This is a genomic window from Mesorhizobium sp. M1295, from assembly GCF_040318135.1.
Taxonomy (GTDB): Bacteria; Pseudomonadota; Alphaproteobacteria; order Rhizobiales; family Rhizobiaceae; genus Mesorhizobium.
In genome coordinates, this window is the sequence record NZ_JAMYLU010000017.1 from 1 (window position 1) to 23,591 (window position 23,591).

At 63.9% G+C, this 23,591-nt stretch carries 21 protein-coding genes; 7 read left to right on the forward strand and 14 right to left on the reverse strand.

The window, feature by feature from the left end:
• Positions 1–507 precede the first annotated feature (507 nt).
• Entirely contained in the window at positions 508–1,410 is a 903-nt protein-coding gene (locus tag NKH29_RS22100) for a LysR family transcriptional regulator (RefSeq protein ID WP_352792103.1), read from the reverse strand.
• A 148-nt stretch (positions 1,411–1,558) separates the two neighbouring features.
• Here NKH29_RS22100 and NKH29_RS22105 point away from each other — a divergent pair, with 148 nt between their 5' ends.
• A complete protein-coding gene (locus NKH29_RS22105; RefSeq protein WP_353000575.1) occupies positions 1,559–2,455 on the forward strand; it encodes an MBL fold metallo-hydrolase in 897 nt (298 codons plus the stop codon).
• An 89-nt stretch (positions 2,456–2,544) separates the two neighbouring features.
• Here NKH29_RS22105 and NKH29_RS22110 read toward each other — a convergent pair whose 3' ends face one another.
• The 5 genes from NKH29_RS22110 to NKH29_RS22130 form a co-directional block, all read right to left on the reverse strand.
• A complete protein-coding gene (locus NKH29_RS22110; protein WP_352481720.1) occupies positions 2,545–3,414 on the reverse strand; it encodes a patatin-like phospholipase family protein in 870 nt (289 codons plus the stop codon).
• Positions 3,411–4,769 carry a M16 family metallopeptidase gene (locus NKH29_RS22115; RefSeq protein ID WP_353000635.1) on the reverse strand — a complete coding sequence of 453 codons (1,359 nt, stop codon included), beginning with the start codon at positions 4,767–4,769 and terminating at the stop codon, positions 3,411–3,413. Before NKH29_RS22115 ends, NKH29_RS22110 begins: the two co-directional genes overlap by 4 nt.
• 190 nt (positions 4,770–4,959) lie before the next feature.
• The gene (locus tag NKH29_RS22120; RefSeq protein ID WP_353000577.1) at positions 4,960–6,324 is read right to left on the reverse strand and encodes a M16 family metallopeptidase; all 1,365 of its coding nucleotides are present in this window, start codon (positions 6,322–6,324) and stop codon (positions 4,960–4,962) included.
• A gap of 104 nt (positions 6,325–6,428) precedes the next feature.
• Entirely contained in the window at positions 6,429–6,983 is a 555-nt protein-coding gene (rsmD, locus tag NKH29_RS22125) for a 16S rRNA (guanine(966)-N(2))-methyltransferase RsmD (protein ID WP_353000579.1), read from the reverse strand.
• A complete protein-coding gene (locus tag NKH29_RS22130; RefSeq protein ID WP_353000581.1) occupies positions 6,964–9,015 on the reverse strand; it encodes a pseudouridine synthase in 2,052 nt (683 codons plus the stop codon). Before NKH29_RS22130 ends, rsmD begins: the two co-directional genes overlap by 20 nt.
• Before the next feature lie 76 nt (positions 9,016–9,091).
• On the opposite strand from NKH29_RS22130, the gene NKH29_RS22135 reads away from it, so the two are divergent.
• A complete protein-coding gene (locus NKH29_RS22135) occupies positions 9,092–9,544 on the forward strand; it encodes a nucleoside deaminase (protein WP_023717130.1) in 453 nt (150 codons plus the stop codon).
• A gap of 86 nt (positions 9,545–9,630) precedes the next feature.
• Here the strand turns inward: NKH29_RS22135 and NKH29_RS22140 are convergent, their stop codons facing one another.
• Complete coding sequence (locus NKH29_RS22140; RefSeq protein WP_023717129.1) at positions 9,631–10,311, reverse strand: hypothetical protein; 681 nt, start codon at positions 10,309–10,311, stop codon at positions 9,631–9,633.
• A gap of 195 nt (positions 10,312–10,506) precedes the next feature.
• Positions 10,507–13,497 carry an isoleucine--tRNA ligase gene (gene ileS, locus NKH29_RS22145; RefSeq protein ID WP_353000583.1) on the reverse strand — a complete coding sequence of 997 codons (2,991 nt, stop codon included), beginning with the start codon at positions 13,495–13,497 and terminating at the stop codon, positions 10,507–10,509.
• Positions 13,498–13,540: 43 nt separating this feature from the next.
• On the opposite strand from ileS, the gene NKH29_RS22150 reads away from it, so the two are divergent.
• Together NKH29_RS22150 and NKH29_RS22155 are read left to right on the forward strand one after the other, a co-directional pair.
• A complete protein-coding gene (locus NKH29_RS22150) occupies positions 13,541–13,726 on the forward strand; it encodes a hypothetical protein (protein ID WP_023717127.1) in 186 nt (61 codons plus the stop codon).
• Positions 13,727–13,838: 112 nt separating this feature from the next.
• The gene (locus tag NKH29_RS22155) at positions 13,839–14,051 is read left to right on the forward strand and encodes an antitoxin Xre/MbcA/ParS toxin-binding domain-containing protein (protein WP_352495538.1); all 213 of its coding nucleotides are present in this window, start codon (positions 13,839–13,841) and stop codon (positions 14,049–14,051) included.
• A 35-nt stretch (positions 14,052–14,086) separates the two neighbouring features.
• Here NKH29_RS22155 and NKH29_RS22160 read toward each other — a convergent pair whose 3' ends face one another.
• Positions 14,087–14,899, reverse strand: a complete 813-nt coding sequence (locus NKH29_RS22160) for a MipA/OmpV family protein (protein WP_023717125.1) — start codon at positions 14,897–14,899, stop codon at positions 14,087–14,089.
• A gap of 199 nt (positions 14,900–15,098) precedes the next feature.
• The gene (locus NKH29_RS22165; RefSeq protein ID WP_353000585.1) at positions 15,099–16,004 is read right to left on the reverse strand and encodes an alpha/beta hydrolase; all 906 of its coding nucleotides are present in this window, start codon (positions 16,002–16,004) and stop codon (positions 15,099–15,101) included.
• Positions 16,005–16,337: 333 nt separating this feature from the next.
• Here NKH29_RS22165 and NKH29_RS22170 point away from each other — a divergent pair, with 333 nt between their 5' ends.
• Entirely contained in the window at positions 16,338–16,892 is a 555-nt protein-coding gene (locus tag NKH29_RS22170) for an HdeD family acid-resistance protein (protein WP_023717123.1), read from the forward strand.
• 2 nt (positions 16,893–16,894) lie between these two features.
• Here NKH29_RS22170 and NKH29_RS22175 read toward each other — a convergent pair whose 3' ends face one another.
• Both NKH29_RS22175 and NKH29_RS22180 read right to left on the reverse strand, forming a co-directional pair.
• A complete protein-coding gene (locus tag NKH29_RS22175) occupies positions 16,895–17,878 on the reverse strand; it encodes a bifunctional riboflavin kinase/FAD synthetase (RefSeq protein ID WP_023717122.1) in 984 nt (327 codons plus the stop codon).
• Positions 17,879–17,909: 31 nt separating this feature from the next.
• Positions 17,910–18,770, reverse strand: a complete 861-nt coding sequence (locus NKH29_RS22180) for a TIGR01459 family HAD-type hydrolase (protein WP_353000587.1) — start codon at positions 18,768–18,770, stop codon at positions 17,910–17,912.
• 337 nt (positions 18,771–19,107) lie between these two features.
• Here NKH29_RS22180 and NKH29_RS22185 point away from each other — a divergent pair, with 337 nt between their 5' ends.
• A complete protein-coding gene (locus NKH29_RS22185; RefSeq protein WP_353000588.1) occupies positions 19,108–21,075 on the forward strand; it encodes a pilus assembly protein TadG-related protein in 1,968 nt (655 codons plus the stop codon).
• 122 nt (positions 21,076–21,197) lie between these two features.
• Positions 21,198–21,830 (forward strand): LysE family translocator, encoded by a 633-nt coding sequence (locus tag NKH29_RS22190; protein ID WP_353000589.1) that lies wholly within the window; start codon positions 21,198–21,200, stop codon positions 21,828–21,830.
• Positions 21,831–21,836: 6 nt separating this feature from the next.
• On the opposite strand, the gene NKH29_RS22195 is transcribed toward NKH29_RS22190, so the two are convergent.
• Together NKH29_RS22195 and NKH29_RS22200 are read right to left on the reverse strand one after the other, a co-directional pair.
• The gene (locus NKH29_RS22195; protein WP_352588536.1) at positions 21,837–22,661 is read right to left on the reverse strand and encodes a DUF2189 domain-containing protein; all 825 of its coding nucleotides are present in this window, start codon (positions 22,659–22,661) and stop codon (positions 21,837–21,839) included.
• 145 nt (positions 22,662–22,806) lie between these two features.
• Complete coding sequence (locus NKH29_RS22200; RefSeq protein ID WP_353000590.1) at positions 22,807–23,511, reverse strand: glutathione S-transferase family protein; 705 nt, start codon at positions 23,509–23,511, stop codon at positions 22,807–22,809.
• Positions 23,512–23,591 lie beyond the last annotated feature (80 nt).

Sequence of the window (23,591 nt, forward strand, 5' to 3'; positions counted from 1 at the left end):
CCGCTAAACACGGGGGCTGCGCGGCGGACACGCCGACGTCACAGCTACTGCCACGCCATTTTTGCAGAACTTGACGCACACAACTGGTCGGCGGGACAGCGCCCCCCTCTGGCCTGCCGGCCATCTCCCCCTCAAGGGGGGAGATCGCAGCTTCCGCCTTGGCGCTCATCCTGCAACGCTGGTGATTGGCGAAAGCGCCGATGACAGCCAATCTCCCCCCTTGAGGGGGAGATGCCCGGCAGGGCAGAGGGGGACGCGAAAGAACGTCGGCCTTTGTTTCAACTTTAGCAATCGCATAGGGGCACGTGCCCCCTCCCCCGGATTGCCTGCCGAATTGGGACGGGCATTTGGGGGAATTCCGACCTCTCCCCGAGGGGAGAGGAGGTCGCCGGCGTTGACGCCAGCCTCTTCTCCCCAGCGGGGAGAAGGTGGCCGCGAAGCGGCCGGATGAGGGGGCCCCCCTATGCGATAGCCCTGCCGTTGGGGGGGAGATCGCTGCTTCGCCCATCAGCGCCCCCGCCCGCCTGCCTCCAGCTTCTGCTCGGCCGCAATCAGCATCTCGACAAACCTCGTCACCTTGGGCGGGCGGAAGCGGGCGGCGGGGTAGACTGTGTAGATGCCGCCGGAGGGCAGCCGCCACTCGGGCAGGATCTGCACCAGCCGCCCGGCGGCCAGTTCGTCCCGCACCAAAAAGTCTGGCAGCACCGAGAGGCCGGCGCCGGCGCGGACGGCCGCCAGCACTGCCGGCGTTGCGTCGATTGAAATCGTTGCCTGCATGCGCACGGCCTGCTGCTCGTCGCCGCGCGAAAATTGCCATAGCAGCGGTTCGCGCAGCGCCATGTTGGCGACGAAGGGCAGCCCGGCAAGGTCTTGCGGTTCGCCGGCGGTGAAGCGGCCTTCAAACCCGGCGCGGCACAGCATGAATTGTTGGAAGGTGCCGATGCGCCGCGCCTGCAGGCTGGAATCGGCCAGCCAGCCGACGCGGATCGCCACGTCGATGTGGCCGGAAACCAGGTCGATCGTCTCGTCGCCCAGCGTCAGCTCCACCCGGCAGGCGGGATAGCGCGCGCTGAAGGCGGCGACCACCGGCACCACCGCCGACGTGCCGTAGTCGTTGGACGCGGCGATGCGCAGCGTGCCGGTCGGCTCGGCGGCGGCCTGCGCGAGCTCGTCGAAGGCATCCTCGGCCTGCTGCAGGACTTGCAGGCAGCGGGCATGGAATGTCCGGCCGGCCTCGGTCGGATGGACGCGCCGCGTCGTGCGGATCAGCAGCGTCGTTCCGACATCGCGCTCCAGCCGCGCCACCTGCTGGCTGACCACCGCCTTGGTGATGCCCAGCCGCTCGGCGGCCCGCGTGAACGAGCCGGCGTCGACCACCGCCGCGAAATAGGCCAGCCGGTTCAGGTTCATCCTTCGCTCATGGCGGATGCAGCCTTATTGTCAGGCAATGGCATACATTACGTCTATTTTGTCGGCCTTCAATACGCATTCCGCTTTTGCCATCTTGCGGACATCGAGGCTGCGCCGCCGCCGAATTCCGCATTCCCAGGAGACATCCATGTTCACACGGAGAGCCATCATGAAAACCACCCTCGCCGCCGGCGCCGCCGCGGTCTTTGCTCCCGCCGGGCTTGGCCATGCGGCAGGCGGGCTTTCCTGGAAGCATTTTCCCGCCGGGCAAAACGGCTTCTTCCGCACCCCGGTGCTGGTCTCCGGCGCGACTGAAGCCGTGCTGATCGATGGCGGTTTCACCTACCCCGACGGGCGGGCCGTGGCCGAGGCGATCAAGGCGACCGGCAAGACGCTCACCACCATCTACGTCAGCCAGTCCGACCCGGACTATTATTTCGGCCTCAAGCCGATCAAGCAGGCGTTCCCGCAGGCACGGGTGATCGCCGCGGCCGAGACGGTGGCCGCCATCAACGGCAATGTCGAAAAGAAGCTCGCCGTCTGGGGGCCGCAGCTCAAGGAGAATGGCCCGCAGGCGCTGGCCGACGTCGTCATCCCCGAAGCGTTCGACGGCAAGACGCTCAGCGTCGACGGCGAGACCATCGAGATCGTCGCCGCAGAAGGCCTCGCCAACCGGCGCTACCTCTTCGTGCCGTCGCTGAACGCGGTGTTCGGCGGGGTGATGATCTTTGCCGGCTTGCATGTCTGGACCGCCGACACGCCGACCAAGGAACAGCGCGCCGCCTGGCTGGCCAACCTCGAAAAGATCGCGGCGCGCAAGCCGGCGATCGTCGTGCCTGGGCACATGACGCCTGGGGCGGCGACCGACCTTTCGGGCGTCGAGCACACAAAAACCTATCTCATCGCCTTCGAGGAAGAACTGGCCAAGGCCAAGGACGCTGCCGCGCTGAAGAGCGCCATGGAAGCCCGCTTCCCCGGCCTCGGCATGGGGGTTGCGCTCGACATCGGCTCCAAGGTCGCCACCGGCGAGATGAAGTGGGGCTGAGATTGGCGCCAATCTCGAGCTGATCCGCACCACTTACGAAGGATACGCTCATGGTCCAGCGGGCGTTGACGCCGGGCGCCTGACGGCTGTCATCCGCCGAGACGGTTGGTGCGCTTGCTGGCTTCGGCCTTGGCCCGCGCCTCGACCGCCCTTTCGATCTCGCGCTTCAGCTCGTCCTTGATCGCCACCGTCTCGGCCATCAGCGCCTCGACCTTCATGAAATCGAGCACGCGGTATTTCGACACCGCCGGCCGGATCAGGATGTCGGGCCGGCTCTGGTTCAGCTTACTGGCGATGATCGACTGCATCATCAGCTGCGTGGCGCCGAACATCAGGTCGACGGAGGTCGGGAATTTGCGCCCGGCCTCGGTCGGCGCGCCGACCACGTCGACGGCGATGACGATGTCGGCGTCGAGCTCGATCAGATCGAACGGCACGGGATTGTAGATGCCGCCGTCGATCAGCAGCCTGCCGTCGCGCATCACCGGGCGGAACACCGCCGGGATCGCCGCCGAAGCGGCCAGCGCCGAATGCAGCTCGCCTTCGTCGAGCACCGCGAGCTTGTGGCCATAAAAGTCCGTTGCCGTCACCTTCAGCGGTATTTTGAGTTCGGCGAAGGTCTCGGGGATGGCATCGGGCAGGAACGCCTTGAGGATGCGCTCGACATTGAACTGGCTGACCCGCAGGCCGCCCTGCAACGCTTCGGCAAAGGTGCCGGGCCGCGCCCGCCACATGCGCGTCGCCACTTCGGCGCGGCGGCCGAGGATCGAGCGCGTATAGTCGTGAATGTCCTTGCCGGTCATGCCCGAGGCCATGCCGGCGCCCATGATGGCGCCGATCGACGAGCCAGCGATTGCCGCCGGCCTTATGCCCAGTTCGTCCAGCACCTCGATGACGTGGATATGCGCCAGCCCACGCGCGCCGCCGCCGCCAAAGGCGATGCCGAAGCTAGGGCTCATCCCTTGTTGGCCGCGCCGAGCTTCGGCCCGACCACCATGACGGCCGGCTCGGCGGAGAGCAGCTTTTTCGCCGCCGCTTTCACCTGGTCCAGCGTCACCGCGTTTATCAGCGCGGCGCGGCGCTGCATGTAGTCGATGCCGAGCTTGCCGAGCTGGATCTCGACCAGCGTTGAGGCGATCGCGCCGGAGGAATTCAGCTTGTTGATGGCATAGGCACCGATCATGTATTTCTTGGTCGCCGCCAGCTCGGCTTCGGTCGGCCCCTCCTCGGCCATGCGCTTGACCACGTCGCGCACCACGGCCAGCGTCTCGGCCGCCCTGTCGGCGCGGGTCGAGGTGGTGATGGACAGCGCCTCGGAGTGCTGGTGGTCGACGAGGTCGGAGCTGACGCTGTAGGCCAGGCCGCGCTTTTCGCGCACCTCGTCGAACAGCCGCGAGGTGAAAGTGCCGCCGCCGAGGATCTCGTTCATCAGCACCGCGGCAAAAAAGTCCGGCGCATTCCGCTTCACGCCGGGATAGGCGAGTTGCAGCGAGGCCTGCGGCTGGTCGTAGACGACCTCGAGCTGCTGGCCGAGCTTCAGGTCGATGTCGGGAACGGGCGTGAGCGCCTGCTTTTCCGGCAGGCTGCCGAACACCAGGTCGAGCTTCTGCTTCAGCGTCTCGGCGTCGATGGCGCCAACCACGGCGACATGCAGGCCGTCGCGGGCGAAATTCGCCTTGTGGAAGGCGCTGAGATCGGACGGCGTAATCGTCGCGATGCTTTGCCTGGTGCCCTGGTCGGGCCGCGCATAGGGATGCCTGCCGTAGATCGCGTCCAGCCATTTGCGCTGGGCGAGCGTATCGGGATCGCGCTCGTTGGCGATGATGCCGGACAGGATTTGCGCGCGGATGCGGTCGATCGGCACCTGGTCGAAGCGCGGCTGGTTGACCGCCACGCGCAGCAGGTCGAAGGCGCCGTCGCGCTGCTCGGCCAGCATGCGCATCGAGCCGTAGATTCCGTCGCGCTGCGCATCGAAGCTCATCTCGGCGCCGACATCGTCAAGCTTGACCTGGAAGGCCTCGCTGTCGAGGTCGCCGGCGCCTTCGTCGAACAGACCGCTCATCAGGTTGGCAAGCCCTTCCTTACCGGGCGGATCCTGCGTCGCGCCGCCATCGAAGACGAAGCAGATGGCGACGATCGGCACCGAATAATCCTCCACCAGCCAGGCGGTGATGCCCTTCGACGAGGTCACCTCCTGGATGTTCATGGCGGCGCGGGCGGAAAGCGCCGGCAGGACGAGGAAGACGAGGGAGAGGATGAGGGTTGCTAGAAGAGGACCGGTGCGCCAATTGCCGAGGTCGGCGCCGCCCCTCATCGCCCTGCCGAGCACTTCTCCCCGTATAGTGACGGGGAGAAGGAGCTGGCCGCTGTCCCGGCGCTCGTTCTGCAAACGCTGGAGATTGGCGAAATCGTCAGTGACAGATCCCCTCTCCCCGTCACTATACGGGGAGAGGATGCCGGCAGGCAGGTGAGGGGCAGCGCCAACTCTCAAGCTCATCATCAAATTAATTCCCAGCCTGGGTTTGCGGCAGAAGATAGCCGGTCGTTGCGTGGTCGAGATTGAGATAGCGGGCAGCGACCGCCTTGACCTGGTCGGCGGTGACCTTGCGGATGCGGTCGGGCCATTGCTGGACGTCCTGGACGTTGCCGCCGGTGGCGAGCGTCGAGCCGTAGATGTTGGCCATGTCCTCCTGCTTGTCGCGGGCAAAGATCATCGAGCGGACGAAACGGTCCTTGGATTTTTCCAGCTCGTCGCTGGTGACGCCGTCTTTCGCGATGCGGGCGATCTCGACGTCGACCGCGGCCTCGACGTCTGCAAGCTTGGCATCGCCGCGCGGCGCGCCATAGACGGTGAAATTGGTGTCGTCGAGCATGGTGCCTTGGAAGAAGGCGCCGGCCGCGGCGGCTATCCCTTGCCTGACGACAAGCTCCTGGTAGAGCCGGCTGCGGTTGCCGCCGCCGAGGATTTCGGACAGCACGTCGAGCGCTTCGGCTTCGCCGGGCTTTGCCGTGTGATAGGACGGAACCACCCACTGCGTCGTAAAGCTCGGCACGCTGACGCGCCCGTCGGTCAGCGTCACCGTGCGCCTGGTGTTCTGCTCGGGCTCGATCGGGCGGATGCGCGGCGGCAGATCCGGGCCGCGCGCGATCTTGCCATAGGTCTTTTCGGCCAGCGTCTTGACCGTTTCCGGCTCAACATCGCCGGCCACCACCAGCACGGCGTTATTGGGCGTATAATATTTGTTGTAGAAGGCCATCGCGTCGGTGCGGTTCAGCTTCTCCATCTCCTGCATCCAGCCGATGACCGGAATGCGGTAGGGCTGGTTCTGCCACAGCGTGGCGTCGATCTCCTCGTCGAGCACCGCCTGCGGATTGGAGTCGATGCGCGAGCGGCGCTCCTCGAGGATGACGTCGCGCTCGGTCTTGATGACATCGTCGTTGAGGATGAGATTGCGCATGCGGTCGGCCTCGAAGCCCATCATCTCACCGAGCGCCTGCGGCACCACTGTCTCATGAAAAGCGGTGTAGTCGTAGGAGGTGAAGGCGTTGTCCGAGCCGCCGATGGCGGCGACGGCGCGATCGAGCTCGCCGGCCGCATGGTTGCTGGTCGCCTTGAACATCAAATGCTCGAAGAAATGGGCAATGCCGGATTTGCCCGACGGCTCGTCGGCGCTGCCGATCTTGTACCAGACCATATGGGTGACGATCGGGGCGCGGTGGTCGGGGATGACGACGACCTCCATGCCGTTGTCGAGCAGGAAATCCGTCACCGGGCCGTCGTCGGGATCGTTGTCCGCCAGAGCCGGAGCGGCCATCACAAAGGCCAGCCCCAAAAGCGTTCCGCGCAGCCATTCAGCCTGAAATGTCATAGATGGCTCCGGTTTGTGGTGGGACGATAGGCGGGGTTGCTGGTCGAGGCAAAGCGAATTGTTCGTCATTTTGAAGGCGCGGCTTCCTCGCCAATTGCGGGGCCTCACCCAACCTCGATGAAGCGGATGACCGTCTCGCCATAGTTGCGCTCGTCGACAACCGAAAAACCCGGCCCTGCCTCGAACGGCGCCGCCGCCGCTTCCTCGACGACGCAGAGCGCGCCGGGGGCGAGCCAGCCGCCGGCCTTGGCCGAGCGCAACGCGCGTTCGCCAAGGCTCTTGCCATAGGGCGGATCGGCAAAGACCAGGCCAAATGCGGCGATGGTGCCCGCCTCGCCCAAGGCCGTCGCGTCGCGACGGAATATCTTGGTGCGCCCGGTGAGGCCGAAAGCCTCGACATTGGTGCGGATCAGGCCGCGCCCTTCGGCGGATTCCTCGATGAAGACAGCATTGGCAGCGCCGCGCGACAGCGCTTCGAGGCCGAGCGCACCGGTGCCGGCGAACAGGTCGAGCACGCGCGCACCGTCCAGTTTTTCGGGAAAGCGATGCGCCAGCACGTTGAAGACCGCCTCACGCGTGCGGTCGGTCGTCGGGCGGATGGCAAAGGTGCGGGGCGTCGCCAGCGGACGCCCGCGAAGCTCACCGCCGACGATCCGCATTGCTTCCTTTCGGGCCGCCACGCGGCCGGTCGCCACCGCTATCCGAACGTTCGCCACGAGGCTTGCCGAACGGCTTTGCACCGCCGGGCTTGCCATAAGACGGCTTGAAAGCGGCCTTGCGCGCCTTGTTTTCCGCCGCCTTGGCGGCGTCTGCCTCCGCCCTGCCCTTGCCGATCGGCCGCGCCCCCGGCGCCATCCAGACATTGGCCTTGCGCTGGCCCGGCGGTTCGATCGGCCGCTGCTCGCGTTCGGATTTCTTGCCGCCGAAGCCGCCACGAGGCTTGTCGCCACGGGGTTTGTCCCCGAAGTCGCCGCGTTCAGGTTTGGCGCCACGCTCGCCAAAGCTCCTCTCCGGTTTTGTCGACAGCTTGCCGAGCGCTTCGTCGCGGCTGCCTTCGCGGCGCTTGCGGTTCTTGATCAGGCCGCCCTCGCCGATCGGACGGCGTTCGCCGTCACGGGTGAATTTCGGCCGCTCGGGCTCCTCCTCCCGCTCACGCCTGACCGGCTTGTTGGAAAACGGCTTGGCGATATCGGCGTCGAAATTGGCACCGGACTCTTCGACCAGGCGCTCGCCGAGCTGGTCGCGCAGCACGCGGCCCTTGATCTCCAACACATGGCCTTCCGGCAAATCGTCGAGCTGGAACGGCCCGTAGGAAATGCGGATAAGCCGCGTCACGTCGAGACCGAGCGAGCCCAGGATGTTCCTGACCTCACGGTTCTTGCCTTCCCGCAGGCCGAGCGTCAGCCAGGCATTCGAACCCTGCTCGCGGTCCAGCGTCGCCTCGATGGCGCCATAAAAGACACCGTCAACGGCAATGCCTTCGCGCAGGCCCGCGAGCGCGCTTTCCTCGACCTTGCCGTGGACGCGCACGCGGTAGCGCCGCAGCCAGCCGGTCGCCGGCAGTTCGAGCACGCGCGACAGGCCGCCATCATTGGTGAGCAGCAGCAGCCCTTCGGTGTTCATGTCGAGCCGGCCGATGGTCATCAGCCGCGGCAGCCCGGGGGGCAGCACGTCGAAGACGGTCTTGCGGCCTTCGGGATCGCGGTTGGTGGTGACCACGCCGGCCGGCTTGTTGAACAGGAACAGCCGCGTGCGCTCGATCGGCGGGATCTCCATGCCGTCGAGATGGATGATGTCGCCGGGCATCACGTTGAAGGCCGGCGAGGTCAGCGCCCTGCCGTTGACCTTGACGCGGCCGGCCGCGATCAGTTCCTCGGCATCGCGGCGCGAGGCCAGGCCGGCACGCGCCAGCCGCTTGGCAATGCGTTCGCCGGCTTCTTCCGTTGCCTCGACGCGACGCGGACGCGGCTTGAAGCCGCCCTCCGATGCCGCCTGTGCCCTTTGTGCCCCTTGCGGCCGATCGCCGCCAAAATCACGCTTAGGACGATCCCCGAAGTCACGCTTGGGACGGTCGAAGCGCTTGTCGCCGTGCTCGCCTTCGGCAGCGGCCGGCCGGTCGCCGCGCGGCGCGTAGGGCTTGCGCGGACCTTCGCGCTTCTCATAAGGCTTGCCCTCCGGACGCGGCCCTTTGCTGAATGGCCTCTCGCTGCCTTTGAAGTCGCGCTTCGGCCGCTCGCCTTCGGCAGCTGCTGGCCGGTCGCCGCGCGGTGCATAAGGCTTGCGTGGACCTTCGCGCTTCTCATAAGGCTTGCCTTCCGGACGCGGCCCTTTGCTGAACGGCCTGTCGCCTTCGCGCTTCGGCTTGAAGTCACGCTTCGGCCGTTCGCCTTCGGCCGCCGCCGGCCGATCGCCGCGCGGTGCATAAGGCTTGCGTGGACCTTCGCGCTTCTCATAAGGCTTGCCTTCCGGACGCGGCCCTTTGCCGAACGGCCGGTCGCCTTCGCGCTTCGGCTTGAAGTCGCGTTTCGGCCGTTCGCCTTCGGCCGCCGCCGGCCGATCGCCGCGCGGAGTGTAGGGTTTTTTGACGCCGAAGGACGGCTTGCCACCCTTGCCGGGAGCGCCATCGCGACCACGCGGCCCCGCCGGTTTCGGGCCGGCCTTGCGCGGGAATTTCTTGTTTTTGTCGTCCATGTGGCCTTTGCTCGTTTGCGCGGGTAGTAACAGGATCGCGCTCTAGTGGCGAGGAGATAATCGGAATGGAAACCGCGTGAGGCGGCAGGATTTCATGGCGCTGGCGCTGAAAGAAGCCGAAGCCGCCGCCCTGCGTGGCGAGGTGCCGGTTGGCGCGGTCGTCGTCGGCGGCGATACGGTCGTTGCGAGTGCCGGCAACCGCACCCGCGAGTTCGCCGATCCGACCGCCCATGCCGAGATGCTGGCGATCCGCGAGGCCTGCCGCAAGCTTTCCAGCGAGCGGCTCAGCGGCCACGATCTCTATGTGACGCTGGAGCCGTGCACCATGTGCGCCGGCGCCATCTCTTTCGCCAGGCTGCGCCGGCTCTATTTCGGCGTCGCCGACGAGAAGGGCGGCGCAGTCGTCAATGGCGTTCGCTTCTTCACGTCACCGACCTGCCATCATGTGCCCGACATCTATCCTGGCATGGCCGAGAACGCTGCAGCAGCATTGCTGAAGGACTTTTTTCGCGAGCGACGCGGACCCTGATTTTCCTGGTTCGGCAGACGGACCGAATCCAAGTCAGCCAATCCAGTTCAGCCAATCCAGGCCAGAACGTCTCTGGCGCCGTCAGTCTACCAGGGCAGCCAGTCGAACATGCCGCTGCTCTTGCTCTTGGCGGCCGCCTCCCTTTTGAGGCGGCGTTCCTTCTTGTACTCGTCCTCGCCGAGGTCACCCTGCGGCGCAGTGTCGGCGGCAGCGCGGTATTGCACCGGCGGCTCGCTCAGATATCTGCGGGTGGTCGGGTCGCCCTGTTTGCCTTCAGCCCGGCGGCGCATGATTTCCGCGGCGCGGTCCTTGTCCGAATCGGCCGGAGTCCAGGCTGGCGGGTGGCTCGAGCCCGACTGCTTCAGCGCGGCCTTGACCGACGCCGGATCCGTCTGCACGTCATCGATGACCTGCGCCTGGTAGGCCGGGTCGTCCTGATGCAGGGTGGCATCGGCGCGCAGGCGGGCACGGCGCTGCTCCGGCGATTCGGGCCATTCGGCACTCGCCGTCTCGATGCTTTCCTGCGGCGGCGGCAAGACTTCCTTCTGCCCCGGCCCTGGCTTCACCAGCGTGGGGCGCGGCTTGTAGTCGATACTATCCTTGCGTTTGGGTGCGAAGGAAAAAGCCCCGGTGAGGTCGCCGGCAAGCTGCGCGCCCGCGGTCTTGTCAGTCCCGTAGGTGGGCGAGCCCATGCAGCCGGACAAGGCGAGGCTCGATACGACAAGCGGCGCCAGCAGCGCGACGCGCGCGTAAGTTCTCTCGGTCATGCCAAAAAGTCCCACTGTAGACAGCCTCTCGATTGCCGCCGGCCAAAGAAAGGTCCGGCCCCCATCGCCTATGCTCTTCCGACGGAATTCCGGCGACAATTTGTCGTCCGGAGTTTCGCGTGTTTACCTCAACCACTCGTTAAGGGCAACGCACGGGGGCCGATCGGCCGCCCGCCGTGGCAATTGTGCACCGCCTTAAAGGCGGCTCAAAGCCTTCAGCTCATGCAGGACAGCTGCGTCACGGGCCGAAACATCCGGGAATTCCGGATCTGAGCCGACATCGGCGGTGTAGCGCCAGGAGCGTGCGCATTTCACCAGGCCGCGGTCCTCCGCCTTCTCGACGACCACGGCGACGCCTTTGACATCGTCGAGGGTAAAGCCGCCCGCCGGCGCCTTGCCGTGCGCGATAACCAGATCGCTGGTGATCGCCATCTCGGCCATGTCGACATCGGCGATCGCCGCTTCGAGTAGGGCATCGTCGAGAGTGACGACCGGCACCGCTTCCAGCGAAGAGCCGATGACCTTCTGCGCGCGGGCGATCTCCAGCGCGCCGGTGACGACACGGCGGACCTGCCGCACCTTGCGCCACTTCTCCGCCAGCGCCTCGTCCTTCCAGTCCGCCGGGATGTCCGGGAACTGGTCGAGATGCACCGAGACGACATCCGGATGACGGTCGAGCCAAGCCTCTTCCATGGTGAAAGGCAGCATCGGCGCCAGCCATTTCACCAGACAGTCGAAGAGATGGCGCACCACCTGCACGGAAGCCTTGCGCTTCACGCTGGAAGGCGCTTCGCAGTAGAGCGCATCCTTGCGGATATCGAAATAGAAGGCCGACAGCTCGATCACCATGAAGTCGAGCAGCGCGCGGGTGATGCGCTTGAATTCGAAGGCGTCGTAGCCCGAGCGTACGACTTCATCGAGCTCGGCGAGCCGGTGCAGCATCAGCCGCTCCAGCTCCGGCATCTTGTCCAGCGGCACCTCCTCGCCATCGTCATGGGCGAGCGTGCCCAGCATCCAGCGGATGGTGTTGCGCAGCTTGCGGTAGGCGTCGATGTTGGTCTGCAGCACGTTTTTGCCGAGCCGCTGGTCTTCCCAATAATCGGTCGTCACCACCCACAGCCGCAAGATGTCGGCGCCGGACTGTTTGATGACGTCCTGCGGCACGACGGTGTTGCCGAGCGACTTCGACATTTTCCGCCCCTCCTCATCCATGGTGAAGCCATGGGTGACGACGGTTTCGTAGGGCGCCCTGCCCCTGGTGCCGCAGCTTTCGAGCAGCGAGGAGTGGAACCAGCCGCGATGCTGATCGGAGCCTTCGAGATAGACGTCGGCCGGCCATTTCAGGTCGGGCCGGTCCTCAAGCGTGAAGGCATGCGTCGAGCCTGAATCGAACCAGACATCGAGGATGTCCATCACCTGCTGCCATTTCGAGGCATCGTGATTGCCGAGGAAACGCTCCTTGGCGCCGGCGGCGAACCAGGCGTCGGCACCTTCCTTCTCGAAGGCGTCCATGATGCGCTGGTTGACTGCCTCGTCGCGCAGGACATTGCCGTCGGCATCGGCAAAGACGGCGATCGGCACGCCCCAGGCGCGCTGGCGCGACAGCACCCAGTCAGGGCGCTCCTCGATCATGGCGCGGATGCGGTTCTGGCCGGCGGCGGGTACGAAACGGGTATCGTCGATGGCTTTCAGGGCGCGGCTGCGCAGCGTCGTGCCGTCGCCAAGCTCCTTGTCCATATAGACGAACCATTGCGGCGTGTTGCGGAAGATGATCGGCTTCTTCGAGCGCCAGGAATGCGGATAGGAGTGCTTCAGCCGGCCGCGCGCGAACAGCGCGTTTCGCTTGATCAGCTCGTCGATGACGGCCTGGTTGGCGTTGCCCTTCTTGCCATCGTCGTCGATAACGCGCGCCGCTCCACCCTCGCGGTCCGGGCCGAAGCCCGGCGCGTCCTTGGTGAAGAAGCCGGCATCGTCGACGGTGAAGGGGATCGCGGTGTCGATGCCACGCTGGCGAAGATCAGAGGCGGCATCCATCCAGGCGTCGAAGTCTTCTCGGCCGTGTCCCGGCGCGGTGTGGACGAATCCGGTGCCCGCATCGTCGGTGACATGATCGCCGGCCAGCATCGGCACAGGGAATTCGTAGCCACCACCCAGACTTTTGAGGGGATGCGAAAGCGTAAGATTTTCAAGCTCTTCGGCGCCAACGCTGCGAAGACGATTCAGGGTGACCTTGGCCTTCGCGGCAGCGTCGTCTGCAAGTTTCTCGGCAAAGATCAGCTTTTCGCCGGGCTGGGGGCCAAAGGCGTTCTCGGCCGCCGTGACCTCGTAGAGACCATAGTTGATGCGCGGCGAGTAATTGACGGCGCGGTTGCCGGGGATGGTCCACGGCGTCGTGGTCCAGATGACGACGTTGGCATCAAGCAGATCGAGCGACGTCTGCGTCAGCTTGGGATCCAGGGCTGGCTGCCCATCATCGATGTTGATGACCTGGCGAGCGAGGCTGACGACCGGAAACTTCGCCCAGATCGTGTCCGACTCATAGTCTTGGTATTCGACCTCCGCCTCGGCCAGCGCGGTGCGCTCGACCACACTCCACATCACCGGCTTGGAGCCGCGATAGAGCTGGCCGGACATGGCGAATTTCAGCAGCTCGCCGGCGATGCGCGCCTCGGCGTGGAAAGCCATCGTCGTATAGGGATTGTCGAAGTCGCCGACGACGCCGAGGCGCTGGAATTCGGAACCCTGCACCTTGATCCAGTGCGCCGCAAACTCGCGGCATTCCTGCCGGAACTCGTTGACCGGCACCTCGTCCTTGTTCTTGCCCTTGGCGCGGTACTGCTCTTCGATCTTCCATTCGATCGGCAGGCCGTGGCAATCCCAACCGGGTACATAGTTCGAGTCATAGCCGCGCATCTGGAATGAGCGGGTGATGACGTCCTTGAGGATCTTGTTCAGCGCATGGCCGATATGAATGTTGCCATTGGCATAGGGCGGGCCGTCGTGCAGCACGTATTTTTCGCGGCCGGCTGCGTCTTCGCGCAGCTTGCGGTAAAGGTCCATATCCTGCCAGCGCTTGACCAGCAGCGGTTCCTTTTCCGGCAAACCGGCGCGCATCGGAAAATCCGTCTGCGGCAGGTAGAGCGTTTTGGAATAGTCGATCGTCTCGGCGGTCTCGGTATCAGTCATTCGTCTGCCATATGCGTTGCCCGTCGGCAAAAGAGCCCGGGCGTTGAACTATCATGATCTGGAAAAAGCGCGAGAGGCCGCGCGCAAGATTCCCGGCGGCTCCGGCGGCGGTCAAGCCGCCCGGAACACCGGGCCTGTAATTCGTATCGCAGTCGCGAGAAGGCGCGAAAAGCTCGTCATGGCTGGGCTTTTAACTGAGACAGGCGATGTTGAAAAGCCCGAACTCTGATGCTTCCGCTAGGAGCGTACACCAATTGCGCCTATGTTTGTCGGTAGATGGCGTCGAGAGACCAGCATCTTCGGTTTGCATTTCACAGTTTAGCGCGCTGGAAGGACGGAATGTGACCCTGACGACTACCGAGTCCGCCTTGCGACTTGAACGCATTTCAACGATGGCGAATCGCGTTTTTGGCAACCATGAAAAGGCGCAACGCTGGCTGCGTAAGCGAAGTCGGGTTCTCAACGACGCGCCCATCGATCTCCCTCAGTCTGCAACAGGTGCCACGCTTGTGGAAGAGGAACTCAACCGGATCGGCTACGGCATAGTCGTCTGAGCCTTGCGGCTCTCCGTCGTGCACAACCCGCCCGCTCACATCGAGAAATCGAAGCGATAGGTCGTGGAAACGCCGATCATGAACTGATCCCTGGAGCCCCGCTCCTTGACCAGGCTGGAATCGGCGGCCGGGCCCATCAGGCGGGAATATTCGCCGAACAGACTGGCCGTCATCGGCTCGGTCACCTTCCAGGTCACCGCGCCGCCCAGGCCCGCAGATTTCACCCCGCCGCCTGGATGATATTCGCTGAGCCCCGAGGCCAGTGACTCCTTGGCATCAACGCCATAATAGGCGTCGAAATAGTCCGATGAGGCGAATGAAACGCGCGGCCCGCCGGAAATCCTGACGTCGGGCGTCACATCGTAAAAGGCGTCGGCGGCGATGTCGGCGACAAAGCCGTTATGGGCGCGAATGCCGTGCCGCAATTCGGCGCGGGCACGCAGCCAATCCAAAGGATAGAATTCGAAGAAGCCGCCAGCCTCGCCGCCCCAGCGCACCGGGTCGAGACCCTTCAGTTCGTCGGCGTCACCACCATCGCGGGAAAACAGGAACTTGCCTGTCAGGCCGGCGCGGACGCCGCCATCGTCGATCAATGCCAATGAGATATTGTCGTTGCGCGAGTTGAAGCGCGCCGCGGGACCAGCCTTGCCGAGCGAGATGATCGGCGAGGCGCTGAGCAGGTACTTCTTGCCGCCCTCGAAATTCGGCGCGACCATGCCGGTGGCGCCGACCGTCAGGTACCAGTCTCCGGACAGCCAGCCGAAGGTGCCCTCGCCGGCCTTGGCAACGCCGCAGGTGCCGAGCATGAATGCGGCCAAGACCGTCGGGATCGTCGGGACTGACCGCATCGTTACTCCATACGTCGAACGCATTGGCCGATACAACCAGCCTTCATCCAAGCCATGGCGCCATTTCGGTAAAATTTGACTTAATATCCGTAACATTGGCGGCGTTGGCCCTGTTTTCCGCATAGCAACGAATCGTATTGGCGCACCAAGATCCCAGATCAAGACGTCTGGAATGCGCCAGCAGTTGCCTCGGCAAGGGTTATAAATACTCGTGGACAAACATGCCCGCGCTGTGAAGAGCGCGGCGACCGGCACTCAACCGCGCATTCGAAACCGGCCAAGCGTGAATCATATGCGGCCAAATTTCGAGACGTACTTTGACGTCAGTCGCGCCAGCGGCTTCCGCGAGCCGAGTTGCGTCCGACAACAGCGTCTCGGCCGAACCGACTTGTATAAGCATTGGGGGAAATCCGCTCAGATCGGCGAACAACGGCGAGATCAGGGGATCGCGCCGACCAACGCCATTGGGAACATAGGCGGTTGCCAGTTCCTCCAAATACGCCCGGTGGATGATGGGGTCTATTGCGTCTTTGGTTGATAGTGTCGCGCCGGACATCGAAAGGTCCGTCCAGGGCGAAACCAGCCAAAGACATCGCGGCAACGGCTCGCCTGCCGCGCGCAATATACTGACCAGGCACAGGGTGAGGTTGCCGCCCGCACTGTCTCCGCCAACCACGATGCGATCCGGCGCGATCCCTTGCCGCCTCAGAAAGCGCCATGCGGTGAGTGCGTCTTCATGTTGCGCAGGGAAAGGATGTTCCGGTGCGCGTCGATAGTCGATCGCGAGAGTGCGCATTCCCATTGCCCGACCTGCCTCTGTCACCATTCGACGATGACTTTTAGGAGAGCCGGAGCAGTAGCCACCACCGTGGAAAAACAGCAGAACCTTATCCCTGTCACTCCCAGGCGCCAGGGACCACTCTCCCTCGAGGCCATCGAAAACCACATCCTCGCATCGGATGTCCTCGGCAATCGGCCACACCGAACCAACCTCGTCGAGCCGTGCCCGGCGTTCGTCCCAGCGGACCGTTCGTGGCTTTGAGGTCAACAACCTGCGGACGGCGTTGATCTCCGTCAGATCGAGGTGTTCGTCCACGTCGCCCATTTTGCTTCCCTAGCCTCATCAAGCGTAGAAAACGGCGTACAGCAGCACGTCATCGATAAGGGCCAATGCCAGCGCTGGGGATTTTTCGTTACACTTGCGTCATGGCGAATACACGAGACGGCGGGTCGCCCCTAAACCCACTCGTCATCTTTAGCACTCCCCTCGCATATGGTCGAATATTCCATCTGATATTTGGCCTCTTCGGGACAAAGCGGAAGTGTGGCAAGCGGATCGCTCGGGGCGTGGCGATCGCAGCCTGCTCGCTGGACGGGCAAGGCGATCGGCGCTACCTTCCGGAACAAAGAAGCTAGGCAACCTTGAGGGAGAAGGGTGATGACACTGCACGGCGACGCCTTGAAAGACGCCATTGGCCAGACGCGGGCGAAGTGGGGATGGTTCGTCGCGCTTGGGGTGCTGCTGCTTGTCTTCGGCGGCATCGCTTTCGGCAATCTGTTCATCGCAACCGTCGCCTCCGTCTTTGTCGTGGGCTGGCTGATGCTGATGGCCGGCGTTGTCGAGATCATCCATGCCTTCGGCGTGAAGACATGGGGCCGCTTCTTCTATTGGCTGCTCAGCGGCCTCCTCTACGCCGTCGCCGGCTTCTTCGCCTTCGACAATCCGGTCCTCGCCTCGACGGTGCTAACCTTCCTCCTGGCAGTCGCACTCCTTGCTTCAGGCGTGCTCAGGGCCTGGGTCGGCTACAGCCACCGGCCGCAGCCGGGCTGGGGCTGGGTGGTCGCGGCCGGCATCATCAGCGCGCTGGCGGGACTGGTCATCGCCATGGGCTGGCCGGTCAACAGCGTGTGGGTGCTCGGCCTGTTCCTGGCCGTCGACCTGATTTTCCAAGGCTGGACCTTCATTGCCGTCGGCTTGGCGCTGAAAAAGTAGATTCAGAAAGCTATGGCCGCGTCGAGCCCGGAAAGCGGCCTGACGCCGGCGAGCAGTGCCTTCGCCTCGGCCTCGTCGCGCTTCATCTGTGCGACCAGCGCATCAAGCCCGTCGAACTTCACCTCCGAACGCAGGTAGCCGAAAAAGGACACGGCACAAATCTCGCCGTAGAGGTCGCCGGAAAAGTCGAACACAAAAGTCTCCAGCAATGGTGCGCCATTGTCGTCGACCGTCGGCCGGCGGCCGAAGCTGGCGACGCCATCATGAAGCGAGCCGTCGGCGCGGCGGAAGCGGACTGCATAAATTCCGTCCTTCAGGGTGGCTTCCGGCGAAAGCCTCATGTTTGCGGTCGGAAAGCCGAGTGTCCGGCCGAGCTGCTGGCCGCCGATCACCTCCGCCTCGACGGTGAAACGGTAGCCGAGCAGGCCGGCGGCCTCGGCCACATTGCCCTCGCACAGCAGCGTGCGAATGCGGCTCGACGACACCACCTCGGCGCTTTCGTCGCGGAAGGCATCGACCAGCGTGACGCCGAAGCCGTGGCGCTCGCCGGCCGCCATCAGATAGGCCGGGCCGCCTTGGCGGTCCTTGCCGAAATGGAAATCGAAGCCGGTGACGGCGTGGCTTATGCCGAGGTTGCGCTCGAGCACGCCGGTGACGAAAGCCTCCGCCGACAAGGAGGCGAACTCGCGTGTGAACGGCTGCTCGACCAGCGCCGCAAAGCCCAGATGCGACAGCAGCCGCGCCTTCATCGGCGGTGGCGTCAACACGAACAGCGGCATGTCCGGCCTGAACACTTTTCGCGGATGCGGCACGAAGGTCAGCACCAGGGCAGGTACGCCGCGACGCTCCGCTTCGGCGCGCGCGCGTTCGAGCACCGCCTGATGGCCGCGGTGGACGCCGTCGAAATTGCCGATCGCCACCACGCCGCCACGCAGATGGGCCGGCAGCGGTGCGGTTGCGGAAATGCGTTCGAACATTGCCGTCATAGCTTGAACCTATTGCAGTCTGGGCCTGAACTTATTGCAGTCTGGGAATCACCGCGACCGGCCTGTAGCCGTATTTTTCGAGAAAGGCCGCGAGCCTGGCCGGGTCTGGCTGCAGCGCTTCACCGTAATCGCGGGCATGGATGCCGCCCGATACGTAGAGCACATCGAAGCCATTATCGGCCGCGCCCTTGATGTCGGTCATCATGCCGTCGCCGATGGCCAGAACTTGCGAACGCTCGACCGTGCGGCCGAGAATGACGGCGATCTCTTTCATGGCGACCTCATAAACCGGCGCATAGGGTTTCCCGGCGATCAGGGTGCGCCCGCCAAGCTGCGCGTATTCGCGGGCCAAAGCCCCTGCGCACCAGATCATGCGTTCGCCGCGCTCGACGACGACGTCGGGATTGGCGCAGATGAAGGGCAGGTTCCTGGCACGCAGCCGCCGCAGAAGATCGGCATAATCTTCCGGCTTCTCCACCTCGTCATTGAACAAGCCGGTGCAGACCACGCCGGATGCTTCGAACTCCTCGACAAGCTCGACGTCGAGACCATCATAGAGCGTGAAATCTCGATCGGCGCCTATATGGAAGATCTTTCGCGGCCCGTCGGCGATCAGGTCGCGGGTCACGTCGCCGGACGTCACGACACGATCGTAGGCGGCGGAAGGAACACCGATAGCGTTCATCTGCGCCACCACGTCGGCGCTGCGGCGCGGCGAATTGGTGATCAGCACGACAGGTATTTTCGCCGCGCGAGCAGTGATCAGCGCGGCAGCAGCCGCGGGGAAATGCCATTCGCCATTGTGCACCACGCCCCAGACATCGCACAGGATGGCTGAATAGGCTCCCGACAGGTCTGCGAGCGAACCGATGATGTCGGGCGAATCCGCCATGCCGTTGTCCCTGTACCATGATGCTTGCAAGCGCCGCGACCGACGGTCCGTAGCGGCCGGCCCGGATTAACCGAAGCGCTTCGCTCTGTCACCAGCTTTCGTTGTGCCCGCAAGATTGCCGCCCGGGGCGCCGGCGGGGAAGTGATGGCGAAAGCTTTTCTTTTCCAGCGCCTTATCCGCTTTTAGGGACTTTGCCGCGGAGAGCGCGGACCGGCATTGCCGATTGCGGACGTGTGGTTAACGGGGATTGAAAAACCGTACCGACCTTGGACGTATTTTAGCAATCGGAAATTTAAAAATGCGTGGCATCGTCCGGGAAAAATAGGGCGGGGCGGGAATGCTGAAGGCAATAATCGGAAAATTCCGCCACGACAGACGTGGCAACTACTCCTTAATGACTGCAATCACCATTGTGCCGCTGATGGCCGGTCTGGCGCTCAGTGTCGATTACGGGGAGTTGCTGCGCCAAAAGCACGAAACGCTGAACGCACTTGATGCGGCCGGCCTCGCCGCCGCCCAGCAGATCGTCGCCGGCGCCAGCGACGACGACGTCAAGGCCTACGCCAAGACATTTTTCGAAACCAATCTCGCACGTATCGACCCGGCGAACACAGTGCTGACCGTCACGCTGCCCAACAACAATGCCGGCGGCGGCACCTTGAAGCTCTGCGCCGGCCTCACCTTCCACCCCTATTTTCTACCGGCCGCCAGCCTGCTGATCGGCGGCACGGCAAGCGACACGACCTTCACCGAATGTTCGGAACTCCGCCTCAAGAACACCCTCGAAGTCGCGCTTGTGCTCGACAATTCCGGCTCAATGACCGATCTCGGCTCCGGCACCGGCGAGAAGCGAATAGACCTGCTGAAGTCGGCCGCAAAGCAGCTTGTCGATACGCTGGCGCTTCAGGCGCAGCAGATGAAGCAGATCACCAAACCGGTTCAGTTTTCGCTCGTGCCGTTTGCGGCCTCGGTCAATATCGGCCCTACCCACGACCAGGACGGCTGGATGGATCAGGACGGCATCTCGCCGGTCCAGCATGAGGATTTCGATTGGACGACGATGAGTGCAGCCAACAATCCGGACAAATATGCCGAGAAGCTCAATGGCATCTGGTACAAGCGCGGCGCCGGCTGGGGCGAGACCAAGGACCAGCCGCTGACGCGTTTCAGCCTCTACGCCGACATGACGGTCGAATCGGGCCGCGAAGAGGTACCCAATTCGAAGCAATATGTCTGCGACACATACAAGAAGAACGGCACCTGCCAGTACGGCCATTGGAGCGCACCGGAATATATCTATACGACGAGCCGCTATGCGAGTTGGCAAGGTTGCGTCGAGGCACGGCCATATCCCTACAATGTCGACGACACCACACCCGACACAGCCGCGCCGGCCACGCTTTTCGTGCCGATGTTCGCCCCGGATGAGGCTGGCACTCTGTGGCTCGATTTCAACCGTGACGGCATCAACGACGTCATCAGCACGTCTTACAATTACGGCAACAACTGGTGGGCCGATTGGCCCTATGTCGCCGGTCCTACCGCTTCCCAGCGACAGTCTGACATGCGCAAATATTTCCTGGTAAAACCGTACGGTTCGCAATCCGCAGCCGCGGGCGATGGGCCGAATTCCTCCTGCACCACCAACCCGATCACGCCGTTGAAGGACGTCAGCCAGGACGCAGAGAAGCAGGAGATCAAGGACGCCATCGACGCCATGGCGCCGAACGGCAACACCAACGTACCAGAGGGCATTGCCTGGGGCTGGCGAACGGTATCGAGCAACCCACCGTTCACCGATGGCCGGCCGAACAGCGAGCGGGGCAACGACAAGGTGGTCGTGGTGCTGACTGACGGAGCCAATACCTATAGCGCCGTCAGCGACGGCAGCTATGCCAACAACAGGTCGACCTACGCCGCCTACGGCTACACTGGCCTGACCTATCCGGGATCTGGAAGCGTGACCCGCCTGTTCATGAATACCAGCACCGATATCGGCAAGACCACCTATACCGGTGCCAACTACACGGCAGCACTCGACGAGCAGATGAAAACGCTCTGCGCCAATGCAAAGAATTCGAACATTCTGGTGATGACGGTGGCGCTCGACCTGTCGCCCACAGATACTGGCGACAAGAAGGCGATCGATGCGCTGAAGGCGTGTTCCTCGGATTCGCGCTTCCGCAAGGATCCGGCCGACCCGAGCAAGCCGGCCAAGTTGTTCTGGAATGCGACGGGCGCGACGCTGTCCGACAATTTCAAGGAAATCGCCAACGAATTGTCGAACCTGCGCATCGTCGGCTGAAGGCGATGGGATTAGCGACGTAAAGGCAGAGGGGCGCAGCGCGCTGGCGCAAAAGCTCCTGCCCTCATGCCCTTGCGGGTGGGGGAAGCATGTGGTGAGTGTCCCCATCCGGAGATACGCTCTTGCCTGAACCCGCCAACCATCTCGCCTTCGCGCTGGTCTGCCTCGGCATGGTGCTGACGCCCGGCCCGAACATGATCTATCTGATTTCGCGCTCGCTGTCGCAAGGGCCGAAGGCCGGGCTGATTTCGCTGGGCGGCGTGGCGCTCGGTTTTTTATTCTACCTGCTGTCGGCGGCGTTCGGTATCACCGCGCTGCTGCTCGCGGTGCCCTTCGCCTATGACGTGCTGCGCCTTGCCGGCGCGCTTTATCTGCTGTGGCTTGCCTGGCAAGCGGTGAAGCCCGGCGGGCGCTCGCCCTTCCAGATCCGCGAACTGCCTAAGGACAGGCCGCGCAGGCTGTTCGCCATGGGCCTGATGACCAACCTGCTCAACCCGAAGGTGGCAGTGCTCTATCTGTCGCTGCTGCCGCAGTTCATCAGCCCCGGCAAGGGCCACGTGCTGTCGCAGCTTCTGGTGCTCGGTGCCACGCAGGTCGCCATCAGCCTGACCGTCAACGCCATCATCGCGGTGACGGCCGGCTCGATCGCCATCTTCCTCGCCGGGCGGCCGCTATGGCTGGTGATCCAGCGCTGGATGATGGGCACGGTGCTGACCGCGCTGGCCGTCAAGATGGCAACCGATGCGCAACGCTGATCGGGCCTACATCGGCCGTCTGACCTGCTGTGCCCGCTCCGGTTCGACCACCCTGCGGTAGAGATGCCAGGTCGCGTGGCCAAGGACGGGCATGACGACGGCAAGCCCGGCAAATAGCGGGATCGAGCCGATGACCAGGAGCACGGCGACCATCAGGCCCCACAGCGCCATCTGCAGCGGGTTTGTCATAACTGCGCGCGCCGACGTCTCGACTGCTGAGACCGCGCCGACATCGCGGTCGAGCAGCAGCGGAAAGGCGACGACAGTCGTCGCCAGCACGATCGCGGCGAAGGCGAACCCGGCCAGGTTGCCGAGCAGGATCAGTGTCCAGCCCTTGCTGGTCGTCAGCACCTCGCGAACAAAGCCGACGATAGAGGTCGGAGGCTGATTGCCGTACAGGCTGGTGTAGATCGATTGCGCGGTGAACAGCCAGAGCAGGAACAGTACCAGCAGCATGATGCCGATGACCGCAATCGCGGGCAGCGCCGGCGAGTGGCGCACGTCGAGCGCATGCCACCAGGATGTATCCATGCCGAACTCGCGCCGACGGCTGATTTCGTAAAGGCCGATAGCGGCGAACGGACCGACCAAAGCGAAGCCGGACATCAGCGGATAGATGAGCTGGATGGCATTCGAGCCCGACGTCCACTGCGTCAGGATCAGGCCGACCACCGGATAGATCAGGCACAGGAACACATAATGCGACGGCTTGGCCCAGAAATCCTCTACGCCGAGACGGAGCGCATCGATCAGATCCTCGGTGCTGATGCGGCGCACCGTGGGCTGTACATGCATTCCACGCGCGTCCGCCATGACATGAAAGCCAGCCATAACCTTTCTCCCGTGTGTCGGGGCGGTCACCGCCAGGATGGCCGCCCGCAGCTGCCACTTCAAGAACGGCGATATGATAGCCGATCTCGGCGCGCTTGTCGCCACCACCCGGCGCCAGGGCGCGCCGGGCGGCTGAACGAACAGATTAGGCCGCGAAGCGATCGATCACCTCGGCCAGCCGCACGTGACCGAGGCAAGCGCCTGACCCGGCCGGCTTTTCACCATCCTCGATGGCCTGCGCAAATCGCACGTCCGGATCGCTTTCGATCCGGCGGCGCAACGCCGCCAGCTTGGGATAAGCTGCGCCGTCGACCGCCTTGTGGAACTCCGCCCAGCGCGCCACGCCGATCAGCGTGGTATCGGCAAGCGTCAGCCGGTCGCCGACCAGGAAATCCGTGTCGAGGATCATCGCCTCGAGCTGGTCATGGCGGTTGGTAACGACCTTGCGGCCAAAGTCACGCAAGGTTGCCAGCAGCACCGGCTCGGCCGATTCCATTTCATATGCGGCCCAGAGCGGGGTGAAAGCGGCGGTGAAGCCGGTGTTCACGAAAGCCATCAGCTGGTGCATCCGGTCGGCTTCCGGCGAGCGAGGCTCAAAGCTGATACGACGTTGCGTATCGCGGGCTTCGAGCCAAGCGGCAATCGCCATGGTCTCGGTGAACACCCTGCCTTCGTCGGTGATCAACACCGGCGTTTCCTGACGGCCGTTGATGCTGGCATAGGCGCCGTTCTTCATTTCAGTGAGCATGTCGACTCGACACAGGCGGTAGGGCTGTCCGACGCGTTCAAATGCAGCGACGAGCCCCATCGAACTTCCCAGCGGGAAGCCATAAAGGAGGATAGGTTCCATTTCTTTGTCTCTTCCATAATTTAGGGATTACGCTGCGCAGCGAAACTTGACCCTAAACGCTGGTCGCCCCATGTAAATTA

Coding starts and splice junctions, on each gene's coding strand:
- NKH29_RS22130 (WP_353000581.1), bottom strand. CDS start 9,015: ATGGACGACAAAAACAAGAAATTCCCGCGCAAGGCCGGCCCGAAACCG.
- rsmD (WP_353000579.1), bottom strand. CDS start 6,983: ATGCGGATCGTCGGCGGTGAGCTTCGCGGGCGTCCGCTGGCGACGCCC.
- NKH29_RS22175 (WP_023717122.1), bottom strand. CDS start 17,878: ATGACGGCAATGTTCGAACGCATTTCCGCAACCGCACCGCTGCCGGCC.
- NKH29_RS22195 (WP_352588536.1), bottom strand. CDS start 22,661: ATGGCTGGCTTTCATGTCATGGCGGACGCGCGTGGAATGCATGTACAG.
- NKH29_RS22100 (WP_352792103.1), bottom strand. CDS start 1,410: ATGAACCTGAACCGGCTGGCCTATTTCGCGGCGGTGGTCGACGCCGGC.
- NKH29_RS22110 (WP_352481720.1), bottom strand. CDS start 3,414: ATGAGCCCTAGCTTCGGCATCGCCTTTGGCGGCGGCGGCGCGCGTGGG.
- NKH29_RS22200 (WP_353000590.1), bottom strand. CDS start 23,511: ATGGAACCTATCCTCCTTTATGGCTTCCCGCTGGGAAGTTCGATGGGG.
- NKH29_RS22120 (WP_353000577.1), bottom strand. CDS start 6,324: ATGACATTTCAGGCTGAATGGCTGCGCGGAACGCTTTTGGGGCTGGCC.
- NKH29_RS22140 (WP_023717129.1), bottom strand. CDS start 10,311: ATGACCGAGAGAACTTACGCGCGCGTCGCGCTGCTGGCGCCGCTTGTC.
- ileS (WP_353000583.1), bottom strand. CDS start 13,497: ATGACTGATACCGAGACCGCCGAGACGATCGACTATTCCAAAACGCTC.
- NKH29_RS22185 (WP_353000588.1), top strand. CDS start 19,108: ATGCTGAAGGCAATAATCGGAAAATTCCGCCACGACAGACGTGGCAAC.
- NKH29_RS22115 (WP_353000635.1), bottom strand. CDS start 4,769: ATGAGGGGCGGCGCCGACCTCGGCAATTGGCGCACCGGTCCTCTTCTA.
- NKH29_RS22170 (WP_023717123.1), top strand. CDS start 16,338: ATGACACTGCACGGCGACGCCTTGAAAGACGCCATTGGCCAGACGCGG.
- NKH29_RS22165 (WP_353000585.1), bottom strand. CDS start 16,004: ATGGGCGACGTGGACGAACACCTCGATCTGACGGAGATCAACGCCGTC.
- NKH29_RS22160 (WP_023717125.1), bottom strand. CDS start 14,899: ATGCGGTCAGTCCCGACGATCCCGACGGTCTTGGCCGCATTCATGCTC.
- NKH29_RS22105 (WP_353000575.1), top strand. CDS start 1,559: ATGTTCACACGGAGAGCCATCATGAAAACCACCCTCGCCGCCGGCGCC.
- NKH29_RS22180 (WP_353000587.1), bottom strand. CDS start 18,770: ATGGCGGATTCGCCCGACATCATCGGTTCGCTCGCAGACCTGTCGGGA.